13 protein-coding genes and 1 pseudogene are annotated in these 16,967 nt (G+C 67.1%); 9 read left to right on the forward strand and 5 right to left on the reverse strand.

All coding sequences use genetic code 11. The features are described 5' to 3' along the window. Positions 1-77: 77 nt before the first annotated feature. The 6 genes and pseudogenes from AB0L82_RS05935 to AB0L82_RS05960 all read left to right on the forward strand — a co-directional run bounded on the left by AB0L82_RS05935 (position 78) and on the right by AB0L82_RS05960 (position 5,435). Positions 78-1,490 (forward strand): ethanolamine ammonia-lyase subunit EutB, encoded by a 1,413-nt coding sequence (locus AB0L82_RS05935; protein ID WP_364631652.1) that lies wholly within the window; start codon positions 78-80, stop codon positions 1,488-1,490. A gap of 234 nt (positions 1,491-1,724) precedes the next feature. Further along, on the forward strand, positions 1,725-2,522 hold the full coding sequence (eutC, locus tag AB0L82_RS05940; protein ID WP_364632810.1) for an ethanolamine ammonia-lyase subunit EutC: 798 nt from the start codon (positions 1,725-1,727) through the stop codon (positions 2,520-2,522). A gap of 113 nt (positions 2,523-2,635) precedes the next feature. Beyond that, a complete protein-coding gene (locus tag AB0L82_RS05945; protein WP_364631655.1) occupies positions 2,636-3,703 on the forward strand; it encodes a histidine kinase in 1,068 nt (355 codons plus the stop codon). 79 nt (positions 3,704-3,782) lie between these two features. Next, a pseudogene (locus AB0L82_RS05950) lies at positions 3,783-3,884 on the forward strand (DNA-binding response regulator); the annotation flags it as partial. 10 nt (positions 3,885-3,894) lie between these two features. Further along, entirely contained in the window at positions 3,895-4,371 is a 477-nt protein-coding gene (locus AB0L82_RS05955) for a DUF418 domain-containing protein (RefSeq protein ID WP_364631658.1), read from the forward strand. Then, positions 4,368-5,435, forward strand: a complete 1,068-nt coding sequence (locus AB0L82_RS05960; RefSeq protein ID WP_364631661.1) for a YdcF family protein — start codon at positions 4,368-4,370, stop codon at positions 5,433-5,435. Before AB0L82_RS05955 ends, AB0L82_RS05960 begins: the two co-directional genes overlap by 4 nt. Here the strand turns inward: AB0L82_RS05960 and AB0L82_RS05965 are convergent. The 3 genes from AB0L82_RS05965 to AB0L82_RS05975 all read right to left on the reverse strand — a co-directional run bounded on the left by AB0L82_RS05965 (position 5,432) and on the right by AB0L82_RS05975 (position 9,089). Next, complete coding sequence (locus AB0L82_RS05965; protein ID WP_364631664.1) at positions 5,432-7,024, reverse strand: Na+/H+ antiporter; 1,593 nt, start codon at positions 7,022-7,024, stop codon at positions 5,432-5,434. The two genes, AB0L82_RS05960 and AB0L82_RS05965, sit on opposite strands and share 4 nt — an antisense overlap. A 75-nt stretch (positions 7,025-7,099) precedes the next feature. Then, on the reverse strand, positions 7,100-8,104 hold the full coding sequence (locus tag AB0L82_RS05970) for an MHYT domain-containing protein (RefSeq protein WP_364631667.1): 1,005 nt from the start codon (positions 8,102-8,104) through the stop codon (positions 7,100-7,102). Positions 8,105-8,255: 151 nt separating this feature from the next. After that, positions 8,256-9,089 (reverse strand): alpha/beta hydrolase, encoded by an 834-nt coding sequence (locus AB0L82_RS05975; RefSeq protein ID WP_364631670.1) that lies wholly within the window; start codon positions 9,087-9,089, stop codon positions 8,256-8,258. 203 nt (positions 9,090-9,292) lie between these two features. Between AB0L82_RS05975 and AB0L82_RS05980 the strand changes: the two genes are divergently transcribed. From AB0L82_RS05980 to AB0L82_RS05990, 3 genes are all read left to right on the forward strand, one after another. Then, positions 9,293-13,036, forward strand: coding sequence for a BTAD domain-containing putative transcriptional regulator (locus AB0L82_RS05980; RefSeq protein ID WP_364631673.1), 3,744 nt, complete (start codon positions 9,293-9,295; stop codon positions 13,034-13,036). A gap of 1 nt (position 13,037) precedes the next feature. Next, positions 13,038-13,379, forward strand: coding sequence for a hypothetical protein (locus AB0L82_RS05985; protein ID WP_364631676.1), 342 nt, complete (start codon positions 13,038-13,040; stop codon positions 13,377-13,379). A gap of 357 nt (positions 13,380-13,736) precedes the next feature. After that, complete coding sequence (locus tag AB0L82_RS05990; RefSeq protein WP_364631678.1) at positions 13,737-14,057, forward strand: hypothetical protein; 321 nt, start codon at positions 13,737-13,739, stop codon at positions 14,055-14,057. A gap of 49 nt (positions 14,058-14,106) precedes the next feature. On the opposite strand, the gene AB0L82_RS05995 is transcribed toward AB0L82_RS05990, so the two are convergent. Continuing rightward, entirely contained in the window at positions 14,107-15,378 is a 1,272-nt protein-coding gene (locus AB0L82_RS05995; protein WP_364631680.1) for a hypothetical protein, read from the reverse strand. Between the two features lie 115 nt (positions 15,379-15,493). Further along, complete coding sequence (locus tag AB0L82_RS06000; RefSeq protein ID WP_364631682.1) at positions 15,494-16,891, reverse strand: RNA polymerase sigma factor; 1,398 nt, start codon at positions 16,889-16,891, stop codon at positions 15,494-15,496. Positions 16,892-16,967 lie beyond the last annotated feature (76 nt).

Below are 16,967 nucleotides of genomic sequence, written 5' to 3' on the forward strand. Positions count from 1 at the left end.
CGCACAGGTAACGCGCATTAATGCCCCGGGAAAGCGGTGGTTACAGCACAGCAACATGGGCCCGGAGGATGAGCGGAATGGGCCTGTACCACCAGCGAATCGGCGGCGCGAACTACACCTTCGACGGCTTGATCGAGGTGCTCGCCAAAGCCACCCCCAAACGCAGCGGCGATGAGCTCGCCGGATGCGCGGCGGCATCCGATGCCGAGCGGGCCGCGGCGCAGTGGGTGCTGGCGGATCTGCCGCTCACCGTATTCCTGAACGAGGCGGTGGTGCCGTACGAGACCGACGAGGTCACCCGGCTGATCTTCGACACCCACGATCGGGTTGCCTTCCAGGCTGTTTCGCATCTCACCGTGGGCGGGCTGCGCGATTGGCTGCTCGCGGTGGCTGCCACGCCCGAGGCGGCGGTGACGCTGGCCGCCGTCTCGCGGGGACTCACGCCGGAGATGGTGGCCGCGGTCAGCAAACTCATGCGGAATCAGGATCTCATCGCGGTCGCCAGGGCCACCGAGGTGACCGCCGGATTCCGGACCACCGTCGGACTGCCCGGCACCCTGGCGACACGGCTGCAACCCAATCACCCCACCGATGATCCGCGCGGGATCGCGGCGGCGGTACTGGATGGGCTGCTGCTGGGCTGCGGTGACGCGGTGATCGGCATCAATCCGGCCACCGATTCGCCCAAGGCCACCGCCGATCTGCTGTACCTGCTCGACGAGGTGCGGCAGCGGTTCGACATTCCGACGCAGTCGTGTGTGCTCTCGCATGTCACCACCACCGTCGGGCTGATCGAGGCGGGTGCGCCGGTGGATCTGGTGTTCCAGTCCATCGCGGGCACCGAGGGCGCGAATTCCGGCTTCGGCGTGCATATCTCGCTGCTGCGCGAGGCGAACGAGGCCGGACGATCGCTGCGGCGCGGCACCGTGGGCGATAACGTCATGTACCTGGAAACCGGCCAGGGTTCCGCACTTTCGGCCGGAGCGCACCTCGGGGCCGGTGGCAAACCGGTCGATCAGCAGACCCTGGAGACGCGCGCCTACGCGGTGGCCCGCGACCTCGACCCGCTGCTCGTCAACACCGTCGTCGGCTTCATCGGACCCGAATACCTTTACGACGGAAAGCAAATCATCCGCGCCGGGCTCGAAGACCACTTCTGCGGCAAACTCCTGGGCCTGCCCATGGGCGTCGACGTCTGCTACACCAACCACGCCGAAGCCGATCAGGACGATATGGACACCCTGCTCACCCTGTTGGGTGCGGCGGGCTGCGCCTTCGTCATCGCGGTTCCCGGCGCGGACGACGTCATGCTCGGCTACCAGAGCCTGGCCTACCACGATGCCCTCTACGCCCGAAAAGTACTGGGCCTCACACCCGCACCGGAATTCGCCACCTGGCTCGACCGGCTCGGCATGCTCAGCGCCGACGGTCGCATCCTCCCCGTCGAACCCCTGACCTCACCCCTGCGCGCTCTCGCCAGCGCCTCCTGAGGAGGAACATTGACCAGCGACAACGGGATACGACCGATCGCCGAGAGTGAAGACACCGCGACTTCCTCGGGTGTGACTACGAGTCGTGCTGCGACACAGGATGATCCGGGCGTGAATGCCGTGCGGACGCCATCGATTGCCGACGGGACCACGAAGTCATCGGGCGCGACGGGGAGCGTTCCGCCGCCCGGCCCGGCCACCTCGAATGCTGCGGCATCGCCGGGTCCGAGCGAAATCGCCGCGCGGGCGTTCTGGGCGGAACTGCGCCGGACCACGCAGGCGCGGATCGGTTTGGGGCGCACCGGCGATGCGCTGCCCACCGCCGACGTTCTGGCGCTGCGCGCCGCGCATGCGGCGGCGCGGGATGCGGTGCACAATCCACTCGACGTGGAAGTTCTTGCGGCACAGGTGAAAAAGCTGGGTATGGGGGATCCGGTGCATGTGCGCAGTCATGCCGCCGACCGCTCCGAATACCTGCGGCGGCCCGATCTGGGGCGGCTGCCCTTTCAATCCGAACTCCCTGCGGGGCAGGGCATTTCGGCTCTCCGTCACACGGGCGCGGATATCGGCGTGGTGCTGGCGGACGGTCTGTCCCCGCGTGCGCTCGCCGATCACGGTGCACCGATGCTGGCCGCACTCTTCGAGGCGCTGGGGGATCGTCTCACCTTCGCCCCGCCGGTGATCGCCACGCAATCGCGGGTGGCCCTCGGCGATCACATCGGTCACGCCCTCGGCGTGACGACCCTGCTCGTCCTCATCGGTGAACGTCCGGGTCTGTCCGTGGCCGACAGTCTCGGCATCTACCTCACTCACCTCCCGCGTCCGGGCCGGGCCGATTCCGAGCGCAACTGCATCTCGAACATCCACCCGCCCGAGGGGCTCGGCTATGCGCGCGCCGCGCAGGTGGCCGTCACTCTCATCGACGGTGCTCGCCGCCTCGGCCGCTCCGGCGTGGATCTCAAGGACACCTCCGCCGACACTGCCCTCACCAGCGGTGAACCCGTGATTCTGGAAGCCGCCGAGTCCGCGTAGCCCGTCCGATCCGCGGGTGCTGCCGGGGTAGGCGGCAGGCTGTGGTTAGTGTCGGGGGTATGGGTCGCCTGCTGTTTGCTCTGTGCGTGTTGCCGGGTGGGCTAGGCGCGCTCGTGGAGCTGACGGCGGGTGGATCCTTCGGACAGGTGCTGGTGGATCTGCTGGGGGCGGCGGGTGGAATCTACGCCTGTCTGAGCATGATTCGCGAGGATCAGGGTCCGGTGTCGCGGCGCTCCGGAGTGCTACTCGGGGTGGCCTTGCTGGTTGCCGCGATGGTGGTCGTGTCGCGGTGGCCGGAAAGTCTCTCGCCCTGGGCAACCGCCTCGGCGTGGCTGGCGATCGTGGGTTGCGGGGTGGCGGCATCGCGGATCGCGGTGCCGATGGATGCGGTGTTGACCGCGACAGTGGGAGTCGCGGCGGTGGGGTCGGTACTGGGGTTGCGGTCGAATCCGGCCGATGATGTGCTGCCGCTGCTGGCGGTGACGATACCGGCGATCACCGCGCTGGGAATCGGGCTACTGGTGCGATCGCATCGGCAGCGGCTCGTGGTCGAGCGCGGTGCGGCGGTGGCCGATGAGCGGGCGCAGATGGCGCGCGAACTGCACGATGTCATCGCGCACGAGGTCATGGGGATGGTGGTGCTGGCGCAGGCCGGACAACTCGGGGCGGATGAGCGGACCCGGCCGCTGCTGGCGCGGATCGAGGGTTCGGGGCGACGGGCACTGGACGATATCCGGGCCCTGGTCGGGAATCTGCACGACGGCGCGGCACCCACGGGGACAACGGATCTCACGGATGTGGTGGAACGATTCGCCGACACCGCGCACGCCGAGGTGATCACCGAACTCGACGAACGAGTCGGCGCGCCGGAAGTACCGGACGCGGTACTGCTGGCCGCCCACCGAATCCTGTTGGAGGCGTTCAACAATATTCGCCGCCACGCCGCCGACGCGAGCCGTGTCGACGTCACGGTGCGACTCGTCGACGACACCGTGGATATTCACGTGTGCGACAACGGAACCGGCTTCGCCGGCCTGGGCGGCGGTGGGGGAGTGGGACTTACCGGCCTGGCCGAACGCGCCACCGCGGTGGGTGGCACCGTCACCGCCGGACGCCTGCCGAACGGACACTGGCAACTGGCGGCCAGTCTGCCGATCACCGACAACAAGGGAGGGATATGACCGACCCCGGAAATGGCGAAAGCGATCTGACAGTCCCCGGAAATGGCGGGCGGGTCCTTCCCGGAAATGGCGGCGGGATATGACGATTCGCGTCCTGGTCGCCGACGATCAGGAGATGGTGCGCATGGGCTTCGCCATGATCCTGGACGCCGCACCCGATATCGACGTCGCGGCCCAGGCCGCTGCTGGCCGTGTGCACCCGCCCCGATTCCGCGGTCGGCAGGGTGCTCACCGCTCTCGGCCGGACAGCCCTCACGAACTATTTGACCGCCACCGGAATCGTCATTGCCGCACGGTTTTTCGCGACGCCGCTGGGTATCGAACCCGCCGCGCCCGGGGCTTGGGGCCGCACCTTGGCGCTGTGCGTGCTGATCCTGGCCGCGCAGGCGGCGGTCTCGCTGTGGTGGTTGGGCCGATTCTCGCAGGGACCCGTGGAGTGGCTGCTGCGCCGCGTGTCCTGGGCGGGGATGTCGGTTACTGCGCCTACCGTGCCAACTGTGCCTGTCGATGCTGCCGCAACCGCCACCGCATCCACCACTGCCTTGCCGCAGGTCGCGTTCGGTGCCGATGCGCGACCATCCGTGTCCACCGTTCGCGCGGTGCCGTTCACGCCGGATGCGCCGGACTCCGGCGCGAATGACGGCCGGGCGGAACGGTATTCGAGGTGAGCGGGTTCGTCCACCTGCTGCTGGCCGCCGGTATCGCACTGGCGGTCATCGGGGCGGTGCGTGTGGTGCGGGAACCTCGGCGGGTGTCTACGGGGCTGGTGTTGTTCGCGGCGCTCGGCTTGATCGCGCTGTGGGCGGTGCTGGCACTGGTGGAGCGGAATACGTTGGTGGCCATCGAGATCGGTGTCGCGCTGCTCGTGCTGCTGCCGCCGCTGTCGTTGCTGGCGGCGGGAATCGGGCTGGTGGCGAACGGGGTGGTGCTGACCCGTCGGGAGGGGCTGCGGATCGCCACGGCGGTCGCACCGCTCGCGGGGATCGGGTTGCTGCTGTTCCCGCTGGCCGCCTGGATACTGCTGGATCCCGGCGCGGCGACGCCGGTGTGGCGTTCGGCGCTGGGTGTGGCGCTGGTGCTGCTCGGCATGCTGCTGCTGGTGCAGTTGCTCGCGTTCACCGGTTACGCGGTGCTGTACGCGCGGCTGCCGCAGCGGCCGGGGGCGGATGTGGTGATGGTGCTCGGCTGCGGTTTGGCGGGCGGGCAGGTCACACCGCTGCTGGCCTCCCGGCTGGATCGGGCGCGGGCCGCCTACGAGACGGAGTTGGCGGCGGGCGGGGATCCCATCCTGGTGACCTCGGGCGGGCAGGGGCCCGGGGAATCCGTGGCCGAGGCCGACGCCATGGCCGACTATCTCGAGGCCGCCGGGGTTCCGGCGGCGAAAATATTGCGGGAGAACAGGTCTCGCAACACCGAACAGAATCTGCGGTTCACCACCGAGCTGCTGCGCGAGCGCGCGGAGGTCGCCGAGAAGCCGCGAATGACCGTGGTGACCAGTGACTTCCACGTCATGCGCTCCGCCGAGCTGACCCGCAGGCTCGGACTGGACGCACAGGTCGTGGGCGCGCGGACGGCCCGCTATTTCGTCCCCGCCGCCTTCCTGCGCGAATTCGCCGCCGTACTGGTCTCGCACCGGCGCGCCAATCTGGTGGTCGCGGGCGTACTGCTCACGCTGGTCGCGGCGCTGGCGGTCTACTCGTATCTGCCTGTGGGACTGGTCGATCAGGGCTAGGGCGACCCGGCTTTGGTGCGCAGATCCAGGCGGCGCATGACGCGATCCACCACATCGGGCGCGATACCGGGTTCGCGCCGCGCGGCCAGCGCTTCGGTCCGCCCTGCCTCCAGCACCTCATTGGTGATGGCGCGCATCTGCTTGGCGAATACGACGGCACGATCGGTATTGATCTTCGCATTGCCCTCCGCCGCTTCGGGATCGGCCTGCGCCAGCCGTCGTTCGAAACCGTCGCGCAGCCGTTCGTATATCTCCTCGGGCAGCGCTCGTGTCGCCGAAATCTCTTTCAGCCGTGCGAGTTCCGCCTCCAGTACGCGAGTCCACAGGCGGCGCTCCATCTCTCGCTCGCGTTCGGTGTCCACGTGCACGCCGGTCACCCGCACCACCGCGGGCAGGGTCGGGCCCTGCAACAGCAGCGTGAACATCACCACGGCGAACGCGGTGAACAGGATTTCCGAGCGCCCCGGGAACGGCGCGCCGGAATCGGTGGTGAACGGAACCGCCAGTGCCAGTGCGACTGTCGCGACCCCGCGCATGCCCGCCCACCAGGTGACCAGGGTCTCGCGCCAGGTGTACGGCTCATCGGCATCGCGTTCGCGCCACCAGCTCTTGAACAGCGCGGTGGTGATCAGCAGCCAGATCAGTCGCAGCCCCACCACCACACCGATCACCACGGCCGCGCCGCCGATGAAGCGCGGCCAATCCGGTCCGGCGTCCTTGAGCACGGTGCTCAGCTCCAGGCCGATGAGCCCGAAAGCGAAACCGGTGACCAGCATCTCGGTGATCTCCCAGAAGGAATCACCGACGAGCCGGTAATCGCTATCGCTGAAATCGGTTGCGGCATCGGTGAGATAGAGCGAGCACACCAGCACCGCCAGCACGGCCGAACCGTCGCGCGCCTCGGAGACGCCGTACGCCGCGAACGGCAGCAGCAGCCCCAGCGCCACCTGCCAGGGCGCTTCACCGAGCCGCCGCATGAGCTTGCTGCCCGCCCACCCGAACAGCAGCCCGACTCCCACGCCGACCACCGCCGAGATGGCGAACTGCCCGGCCGCCTGCCATGCCGAGAATTTGCCGGTGACCACCGCCTGAATGGCGACGGAGTAGACGACGATGGCCGTCACATCATTGAACAGGCCCTCGCCCTCGAGGACCGCCACCAGGCGGCGCGGCAGCCCCAGTTTGCCCGCCAGCGCGGACACCGCCACCGGATCGGGCGGTGCGACCAGTGCGCCCAGCGCCAGCGCCGCCCCGATCGGCACGGCGGGATAGAAGGCCCGGAAGGCCCAGGCCACCGCCACCGCGGTCACGATGACCAGCACCACCGCGCGCATGCTGATCGCACCCCAGTTATCGGCGAAGGCCCGCCAGGAGGTGCGGCGGGCGGCGGCGTACAGCAGCGGTGGCAGCACCAGCGGCAGGATCATCTCGGGATCGATATGGATCTCGGGAACCTGCGGTATCAGCGCCAGGATCACGCCGAAGGCGGTCATGAGCACCGCCGGCGCCTGACCGAGCCGTTTACCGAGCGGCTGGGCCAGGATCGTCGCGAACAGGACGACGAAGATCAATTCCATTTGATGCGCCACGCCAGTCAGTTTGCTGCGCGTATGCGGGTAAGTCGACCAGCGGGTCCCGTTTCTCAGCGAGCCGCCGGAAAGTTCTCAGACTCCGGTGCCCGGGGCGTAGCCGCCCACGGGCGGGAAAGCCCCGCGCTCGGGGGCGTACAGCGGTGGTTGCGGATATTGATACGGCTCCGGGTTCTGATACGGCTCCGGATGCTGTTGCGGCAGGCCGTGATTCTGCCCGGCGGCCGATGCCATGCCGCCCGCACCCGCTGCCGCGCGTTGCGTGGCCGCCGAATTCGCCTGCGTCCCGCGCGAACTCGACTGCAACGACCACGGATCGTGCCGCACGGGTTCCGGTCGCACCGGTTCGCTGATGCGGCTGGCCTCATCCACCTCGGTCAGGCCGACGTGAATGAGCAGCACCATGGTGACGGTGCTGACGCTGACCATGAGCGGTGCGAGCAACTGCATCGCGCCCGCGCCGTGCGGCATGCTCGCGTGCGCGGCCTGATGCGCGCTCATGGACGCCATTCCGGTGTAATGCATGCCGCACACCGCGATTCCCATGATCAACGCCGCGCCGCAGGTGGCGAGAATCCCATTGATATTCAAGGTGAACCACAGCGCCACGATCGAGGCGACCACGGCGATCACCATCGACAGCGCGACCAGACCGAAGTCGTAGTCGATGATCGCATCCGATTTCATGGCGTACATGCCCGCGTAATGCATCGCGCCCACGCCGAGTCCGGTGATGGTGCCACCGATCGGCAACTCCCAGCCGCCCCAGCGCCCGGTCGCCACGATGGACAAACCGACCCACACCACGATCATGGCGATGGCGGCGCTGAGCAGCGTGACCGGCACGTCATAGCGAATGGATGCGCCGTGGATGGAAAACCCCAGCATGGCAATGAAATGCATGACCCAGATGCCGGTGCCGCCGATGGCGATGGCCGCCGCGATCAACCAGCCGCGGCGGCCTTCTCCGTTGCGGGCGCGCGCGGTGCAGCGCAGGCCGAGCAGACATCCGGTGACGGACATTACGTATGCCATGACGGGGGTGACCCACCCGTAACTGAAGTGGCTTATTTCCAGCACTCGAACTCCATTGCCAGAACAAAAGTTTCGCGATCGCAGCTGCGACGTGCGAAGAGTACCGGTCGGTTGTCCGATTGGGAAGTTGAAATACGAATGTTTCGTTCGCGTTAACGCGCGCCGGGAGTCGGGCCACGACCGCGCGGTGCGCGGATCACCGCGCCGCGGTCGCCGCGCTCTCGATCAGCTCGGTCACCGTCGTGGGCTGCGAGAGCGCGATGGCATGGCTGCCGTCATGCTCGACCACCGTCGCATTGATGCGCTTGGCCATGGCGCGCTGGCCATCCACCGGAATCATGTGATCATCGCGCGCCACCAGATACCAGGACGGAATCGACTTCCAGGCCGGATCGACCGTGGTCTCGGTGAACGCCGCCACCGCGACCGGCCGCTGCGCCGAGGCCAGCACCGCCGCCTCATCGGCGGGCAGATCCTGCGCGAAATTGGCCGGGAACTGCTCCTGGCTGATCACCAGCTCCGGTGCGGTGCCGCCCGTGCTGAGCGGATAGTTCTGCGGCACAGTGATTTTGGTGGCGGGACCACCGTAACGCGCATCCAGCTCGCCCAGGCTCTCACCCTTATCCGGTGCGAACGCGGCCACATAGACCAGGCCCTTCACCTTCGGTGAACCCGCGGCGGCATTGGTGATCACCGCACCGCCGTACGAATGGCCGACCAGAATCGTCTTATCGGGCATGGCATCGAGCAGACCGCGAATATAGGCCGAATCGTAGGTGAGGCCGCGCAGCGGGACAGCCGCGCTGGTCACGCGGTAGCCGTCGCGCTGCAGGCGTTCGGCGACCCGGCTCCAGCTGGAACCGTCCGCGAACGCGCCGTGCACGAGCAATACGGCGGGCTTGTTCGGATCGGGCTGCGGCGCGGCAGCGGCGGGCTTATCGCCCGCGACGGAACAGGCGGTGGCGGCGATACTCAGGCCGAGAGCGGTGACGATGAACATGGTGTGGCGGAACTTCGAGGTGATACTCATGGCGACGACCATGCTTTCGATCACTCAACGGGCACTGAACGGATTCCGAAAACCCAGCTCGCAGGCGCTTTCCGAGATGGTCGGGCGACGGTCTCGTCTGCGGCGTGGTCTTGATAGCCGCTGGCACTGACTACGCTGTCCGAGTTCGAGAAACGGATCGATCGCAGCGGTTGGGCACCCCACCCGGCGAAGAAGGGCGCGGAGTGTCGGCGGCGAATATACAGATCACCCTGCTCGACGGCGTGCAGGTGCGATTGGACGACCGCGCCGCAGCCCTCGGACCGCCACAGCGCCGCTCACTGCTGGCCATGCTCGCCATGCGCCGCCGCCGCTGGGTCGCGGCCACCGCACTGCTGGACGGTCTGTACGACGATGCCGCGCCCGCCAGCGGAATCGGCCTGGTGCAAACCCATATCTCCGCGCTGCGCCGTGCCCTCGAACCCGATCGCGCACCCCGCGCCGCGCCCACGGTGCTGCTGTCCGGACACGGCGGCTACCAGCTGAACATCACCGATGAACAGATCGACGTCGGCATCTTCGACCGCCTCGTCTCCGAGGCGGAACGCGCACGCGCACAAGGCGATCCGGCGACCGCCGACCAGCGGTACACGCGGGCGCTACTGCTGTGCTCTGGCGAACCGCTGGCCGGAGCGCCCGGACCGGTTGTGGCCGCGCACCGCGCACTGCTGCACGAACGCGCGCTCGCCGTCCTCGAGGACAGCCTGTACGTCGCCCTCGACCTCGGGCGCACCGATAAGGTGGTCGATCGCGTCCGCCCACTGGTCAGTGAACATCCGCTGCGCGAGCGCCCCAGCGCTTTGCTCATGCGCGGGCTCGCCCGGCAGGGTAGACGAGCCGAAGCTCTCGATGTGTACGCCCGCACCCGGCGGCGACTAGTCGACGAACTCGGTGTCGAACCCGGCGACGAGCTACGTGAACTACAGAGCCGCATTCTGGCGGGGCAGGCAGAACCGGCGGTCGCACCCGCTCGATCGGTTCGGGGGCCGATACCGGATCAGCTTGCGGCTGATCAGAGTACGGCAGCCGGGATGGCTGGCACACCATCGATGGGTTCCGAGCTATCGGGGGAATCGGCGGCCGGATCGCAGTTGGCTGCTGGTGAACGGTTGCCGGGTTCGGGGCGGGGCGGTCCGGTCGGTGACGAGATGCGGTCGCTGGTGTCCGGCCCGGTCGGTGACGAGACGCGGTCGCTGATGTCCGGCCCGACGGGGATCTCGGCCGATCGAACGCGGTCGGCCGGTTGGGATCGGTCAGCGGAATCGACGGCGACGGCGGAATCGCTGTCACCTGGGGCGCATCCCGGTGGGGCTGGGCCGGAACAGTTTTCGCGGGGCTATGGCGCGGCCACGGCGTTCTCGGTTGAATCTGCCTCGGTCGCAATGCTTTCGGACTGGTCTGCGGGCGGATCACCCACCGTCGCCGTGCCTTCGGAGGACGCCGCAGCCGATATGCGGCTAACGCACTCCGGCGTTGCGCTGCTGGATCGCGACGAGCAATTGGCGGCCATTTTCGGCGCGTATCAGCGGGCGATGAGCGGGCGGGGCGGGACCGTGGTGATCTCGGGGTATCCGGGATCGGGGAAGACGGTGTTGATCGAAGCCGTCGCCGAGCGGGTGCCGAATGCGGCCGTACTCAATGCCAAGGAACTGATCGGGCCGGAGCCACGGCTGTTTCACGAACTTGCCAGGCTGGCCGGAATAGACGCCGCGACAGCGGGAATCCAGGACACCGACTATCGCGTGCAAGCGGCGTTGCTGCGCGACGGATTCGCATCACAACCCCGGGTGCTGCTCCTGGACGATGTGGCCGAGGCGGGCACGCCCTCGCTGGAATTGCTGGTGGCATTGACCCCGCAATTGCGCACGCTGCCCGTGCTGGTGGTGGCCGTATTCGATGAGCGCACCTGGTACCTCGCACCGGTCTCGTCGGTGCACACCGAGCTGGAATGCCTTGCCGCGGAGGTGATCCGGCTCGCGGGACTGCGATTGCCCGCCATCTCGGCTCTCGCCGGGCGGTCCCTGGGAGGAACCTGCTCGGACGCACTGGCGCTGGAGATACAGCAGGCCACGGGCGGTCTGCCCATTCTGGTCGGCGCACTGCTGAAAGACCTCGCGCTGCTCGACGCTCCACGGCATGTGCCGGAGCAATTGCCCAGCGGCACCTATCAACGCGCCATGCGCCGCCTGCTGAACCGGTACTCCCGAGACGGCGGCGCGATGTTGCGGGCGATCGCCGTACTCCAGGACTATCGCGCGCCCGTCGAGGTGGTGGCCGCCGCGTGCGAGCAGCCCGAGGCCGAGATTCGGGAGCGCTGTTCGCTGCTTGTCACCGAGGGGATTCTCGCCGCCGCCGATCCGCCGCGCTTCCGGCATCGCTTGCCCGCCAACACCTTGCGCCACCTGTGCCCGCGTGCGGAAGTCCGGCAGGTGCGCGAGCTCGCGGCACAGCGTGCCCTGCTCCTCTCGCGTGACACCCGGGAGGTGGCCGCGTATCTGCTCGAACTCAGTGGACCGCAATGGTCGTACTGGGTGCCCACGCTCATCGACGCGGCGGCGGAGGCGGTGCGCGCCCTGGACCTGGCCGAAGCTACCGGTTATCTGGAAGTGGCGCAGCGGATCTCGGTGCCGGAGCAGCGCTCCGACCTCGCCTTGCGGCTGGGGCTGCTGAAGCAGTGGACCGATCCCGTCGCCGCTCGCGCGTATCTGGAGCAGGCACTGGCCTTGGAGCGGGAGTCGAAAACCGCTCCGGCGGCGCTCATTCCGCTCGCCTGGACCTTGATCACCGCGTATCGCGCGACCGAGGCGGATGCCCTGCTGGATCAGGTGCTGGCCGAGACCGCCGCTCGTGATCAGGAGGCGGCGACCTCGGTGCGTGCCTCCCGCTGGATGGTCGCCGCCCTGACCTCGCAGGGCTGGTCGAGCTATCGGGAACTCGCCCGCCACGATCCCCGCCCCGATGTCGTCACCGCCGCCACCCGCACCCTGGATGATGTTTTCGCCGTACGTATCTCGGCCGAAGCCGCTCGCGCGCGGTTCCTGCCCGCCAGCGGCGTGCAACCGCATGAACGGCTACCTCGGGAACTGTTCGGCATCTTCGCCCATATCGCCCTGTGGACCGATGAACTCACCCTCACTGCCCAGCTCAGCGCGCAGAGCGAGGACAAATACTTCGGCGTGATCGACGCCTACCGCCTCATCCTGCGGTCCGAAGCGCTACTGCGCCAAGGCCGTTACGCCGACGCCGAACGCGAATGCGCGCTCATCGCCGCAACCCCCACCGGCACGCTGGTCCGCCGCCCACCTGCCCTGGTCGCCCAGTACGCGCACGCCCTGCTCGGCACCGGCCGTCTCGACGAAGCCGATGACTGGCTGGAATCCACTCGCGCCCACACGAATCCGGAATCGTGGGAATGGACTACCATCACCTACGTCCGTGCCCTGAGCTGCGTCGCCCGCAACCGGCACCGCGAGGCCGTCGCCCACTTCCTCGAATGCGGCCGCCGCCTCGCCGCCTGGGACCTGCACAACCCCGCACACATCCCGTGGCGCAGTTCCGCCGCCCTGCAACTGATTCCACTCGGCGACCATGCCCAGGCCCGTCAACTCGCCGCCGAGGAACTCGAACTCGCCCAACGCTGGAACACCCCGGTCACCCTCGGCCGTGCCTGGCGCGCGGTAGCCATGGCCGCGGCCGACACCACCACAATCCCCCTGCTGCACACGGCAATCACCCACCTGCGCTGCGGCGAATCCGCCACCGAACTCATCCGAGCCCTGGAAGACCTCGCCGACATCCACACCGCCGAAGCCGCTTTCACCGAAGCCCGCACCGCCCTGCAGGAAGCCCACGACATTGCGTTGTCGCGCGGCGCGGCGCTGTTCGCCACCCGCCTCAGCACCCGTCTTTCGGAGCTTCCCGAATCGTAGCGTGGCAACGACTATTCCGGTTTTCACGCGGATCCGCTGGAACCTGGTGAAAGCCGCGGTGCCGAATCAGGCTCCTGGCCAACGCCGGTCGCGGATGTGGTCGGGAAGTTCGATGCCGGGGCGCAGGTCGGGGGAGCGGATCGGCCTGTCGAATGCCGTGCGCATTGGCAGGTGTCCCGCCCAGACGTCGCTGGCCGCGATATCGGCTGCCGAGTTCATCGGCCCGCCATTTCGCACCTTCACCGACGCTTCGGTGAGATCCAGCGAAGGCATGCAATTTCGTTGGGGTGTCCTGGATTTCGACGGGCTGTCCGTGAATTACCGCACGCCGGTAATCGAGTGAGAAGTCTTTGAGCGCGAGCGTAAACCACCCCGTCGACCAATGTCACCGCCAGATGGCATTCCAGTGCCTCATCCAGAATGGCGTAGAGCTCCGCCCGATAAGTGCGCGCCCGCTGCGCGCCCGCTGCGCGTCACGATGAATGGTGCTGCGATCCGTCGGCGAGAGCGGAGTCAGATCCACGTACCAACACCTACCTTCGGCTTCGATCGAGGCTTCCGATGAGCGAATCCCCAGCGTGCTACAGCGAAAATTCGAAACCATGCCGAACGCTGACCTGAACGCCCACACTGAATTGCAGTAACGAGCTCAACCGGTATGTGCGATGTCATTCACACAACACCTATTCAGGAGGTCGGAATGCTATCTGCGAAGCGACTTGCTGCCGGCGCCGCCGCCGTAGCCACCGCGGCCACGGCCGCCGTGCTCACCGGTGGGGGCGTGGCCCAGGCCGATGTACCGGTCTGGCAGGCCAACTGTCACGTCTACAACATCTTCAACACCGGCGGAATGTCCAATTGCGAGCTCCCGACCTGGCACCAGGTGAAACTCACCTGCGTAGCCTGGCCCGTCCCCTTCACCTACTGGAAATACGGCCCCATCCAATACGGCCAAAACCAGTCCTGGGCCAGCTGCGACTCCCTCAATGCCATGGTCGGCATCGAAGTGATCCAAGCCTAGTGCCCACGCATGAGATCGGGCCGCCGAGCGTGTGCTCGGCGGCCCGACTTCAGGAGAATGGCAGCTCATGCGGTCGCCAGCGCCATATCCACTCCGATTGTGGATGTGATTTCTTCAGCGTGGTGCGCTCGCGGCCGTAGGCTTGCAGTGCTGCCTGAACGGCGGGGCCGGGATCGTGTTGGTCGGGAATCGGAAACCGCAGCAGCAGGTGCTGTTTCGGATGAACGAGAACGATATCGCCATTCGGTGCACACCCCTGCAATTGGAAATTGCGCAGCGCCTTGTACTCCTTGCTCGCGGTGTCCAACTTGGCGATCAGGCTGCCATCGCGTGACCAAAGGTAGAAGCCGTTGGAATTGAGGTGATAGGCGATTCCACGGCTCGGATCCGTCGCGACCCGGAAATGTGAACCGGCGTACGGGCTGTCCGCGCGATCATCGAGCCCCGCCAGCCGCCCATGCACCTTGCCCGCATCGTCCACGAGGGCGAAGGCGAACGGCATACCCTTGTTGCCGCTCCTCAACATTCGGCTGAACAGCGGTAGCACGAACAGATCCTCGGACAACGGTTCCGCAACCGTAGTCCACGGCGGCCGATGCACATCCATCCAATTCCGTTCCTCGGGCCGGGGAACGGATTCGGCCAAACTCGGTGCCGGACGGTGATCACCGAAGACTGGACTGCCGTCGAACAGCACATGCTCCCGCCCGTCGATTTCGGTCTGCTTGCCCGTGTGCGGGTTCACCGTCGCGAACGCGCGCAATATCGGCCGATGATCCACCGCGGGACGAGTTTCGGCTATTGCCAACAGATTCGGTGTCGCGAACAGGCTGTACTCGATATTCGTCTCCGCCACCACACACACCAACCTGCCCGCTGGAGTCCGGCGCATCGCGGACGCGAAACTCACCCCCGCGTGCCGATCCGCCGGAAGCATCCCACCATCGAATCCGGCTCGTACCGAACCCAATTCGCCGTCGATGAGGAACGTCTCATCGGAATTCCCGCTGAGCGCCACCATCTCATCCGAGATCGCACACAGATGAGCCTGCGGCCCAACCCTGATCAAGCGCCCCTTCTCACTCGGTCTCCCACTGCCACAGGCGATCGCCGCGACCGGCCCCTCCTCCCGCCCATACCGAGTCACCAGCAGACACATCGGCGAATCCCACCCATCCGCCAGCCGCGCCCAGCCCAAGGTGTACATATCCCCACCGGGCGCGAAACTCACATCCAGATGATCCACCTTCCACGCACTGTCCAACGCGCCGTAGCGCAGGAGTAGTTGCTCGGGCAGAGCCAGCCGATGCACGCGAATCATGCGGACAGTGTCGTATACGCCTACGACAGAACAGGATTCGACGGTCCGCTCAAGGGATCCGGAATCGAGAAAGGCCCCCGAAGCCGAAGCTCAGGGGGCCTTTCTCGGATGGAACTCAGTCCAGGTAGTCGCGCAGGACCTGGGAGCGGCTCGGGTGGCGGAGCTTGCTCATGGTCTTGGACTCGATCTGGCGGATGCGTTCGCGGGTGACGCCGTAGACCTGGCCGATTTCGTCCAGGGTGCGGGGCTGGCCGTCGGTGAGGCCGAAGCGCAACCGGACTACGCCGGCTTCGCGCTCCGAGAGCGTTTCCAGGACCGACTGGAGCTGGTCCTGCAAAAGCGTGAAGCTGACCGCGTCGACGGCGACCACTGCTTCGGAGTCCTCGATGAAATCGCCGAGCTGCGAATCACCTTCGTCACCGATGGTCTGGTCGAGGGAGATGGGCTCACGGGCGTACTGCTGGATTTCCAGCACCTTCTCCGGCGTGATGTCCATTTCCTTGGCGAGCTCTTCGGGAGTGGGCTCGCGGCCCAGATCCTGCAGGAGTTCGCGCTGGATGCGGCCGAGCTTGTTGATGACCTCGACCATATGCACCGGGATGCGGATGGTGCGGGCCTGATCGGCCATGGCGCGGGTGATGGCCTGACGAATCCACCACGTGGCGTACGTGGAGAACTTGTAGCCCTTGGTGTAGTCGAACTTCTCGACCGCGCGGATCAGACCCAGATTGCCTTCCTGGATCAGATCCAGGAACGCCATACCGCGGCCGGTGTAGCGCTTGGCGAGCGAAACCACCAGGCGCAGGTTGGCTTCGAGCAGATGGTTCTTGGCACGGTTGCCGTCGCGCATGATCCACTGCAGATCGCGGCGCAGCTGCACGGGCAGCTTCTCACCCTTCTCGGCGAGTTCGCGCAGGCGCTCGGTGGCGTAGAGACCGGCCTCGATTCGCTTGGCGAGCTCGACCTCCTCCTCCGCGTTGAGCAGCGCGACCTTGCCGATCTGCTTGAGGTAGGCGCGGACCGAGTCGGCCGAAGCGGTGAGCTCGGCGTCCTTACGGGCCTGGCGCAGGGCCTCGGATTCCTCCTCGTCCCAGACGAAATCGCCGGAAGCCTTGTCCTTCTCGGTGGGCTCCTCGGCCTCTTCGGCCTCCTCGCCCGCCGGGGCGGCCTCGGCCTCTTCCTCTTCGGCGTCATCGTCGGCGAGATCGACTTCGACCAGATCGGTCTCATCGACCTCCAGGTCACCGAGGTCGTCGAGCTCGACCTCGTCCTCGCCGATCACATCGGCTTCGCCCTCGGCGCCCTCGGCCTTGGCCCCGGCTTTCTTGGCAACGGCCTTTTTGGCGGGCGCCTTCTTGGCAGCGACCTTCTTGGCGGCGGCCTTTTTGGCTACCGCCTTCTTGGCCGGTGCTTTCTTGGCGGCAGCCTTCTTGACCGGCCGTGCTGCGGTGGTGTCTGCGGAGTCGGCCTCATCGGCCGATTCGGCGGTCTCTCGGGTATTCGTGGCTACCACGTACGCCCTTTCGTGACGGTCTCGTGCGGCGTCACGCCAGAGTGGTGATCCGGCGGAGCGGTCTGTCGGGGGATAA

Origin of the sequence: Nocardia sp. NPDC052001, from assembly GCF_040680615.1 — a bacterium.
Classification (GTDB): Bacteria; Actinomycetota; Actinomycetes; order Mycobacteriales; family Mycobacteriaceae; genus Nocardia.

Excerpts from the sequence above, each read along its gene's own strand:
- AB0L82_RS05990 (WP_364631678.1), top strand. The coding sequence starts at position 13,737 with ATGCTATCTGCGAAGCGACTTGCTGCCGGCGCCGCCGCCGTAGCCACC.
- AB0L82_RS05975 (WP_364631670.1), bottom strand. The coding sequence starts at position 9,089 with ATGAGTATCACCTCGAAGTTCCGCCACACCATGTTCATCGTCACCGCT.
- AB0L82_RS05935 (WP_364631652.1), top strand. The coding sequence starts at position 78 with ATGGGCCTGTACCACCAGCGAATCGGCGGCGCGAACTACACCTTCGAC.
- AB0L82_RS05995 (WP_364631680.1), bottom strand. The coding sequence starts at position 15,378 with ATGATTCGCGTGCATCGGCTGGCTCTGCCCGAGCAACTACTCCTGCGC.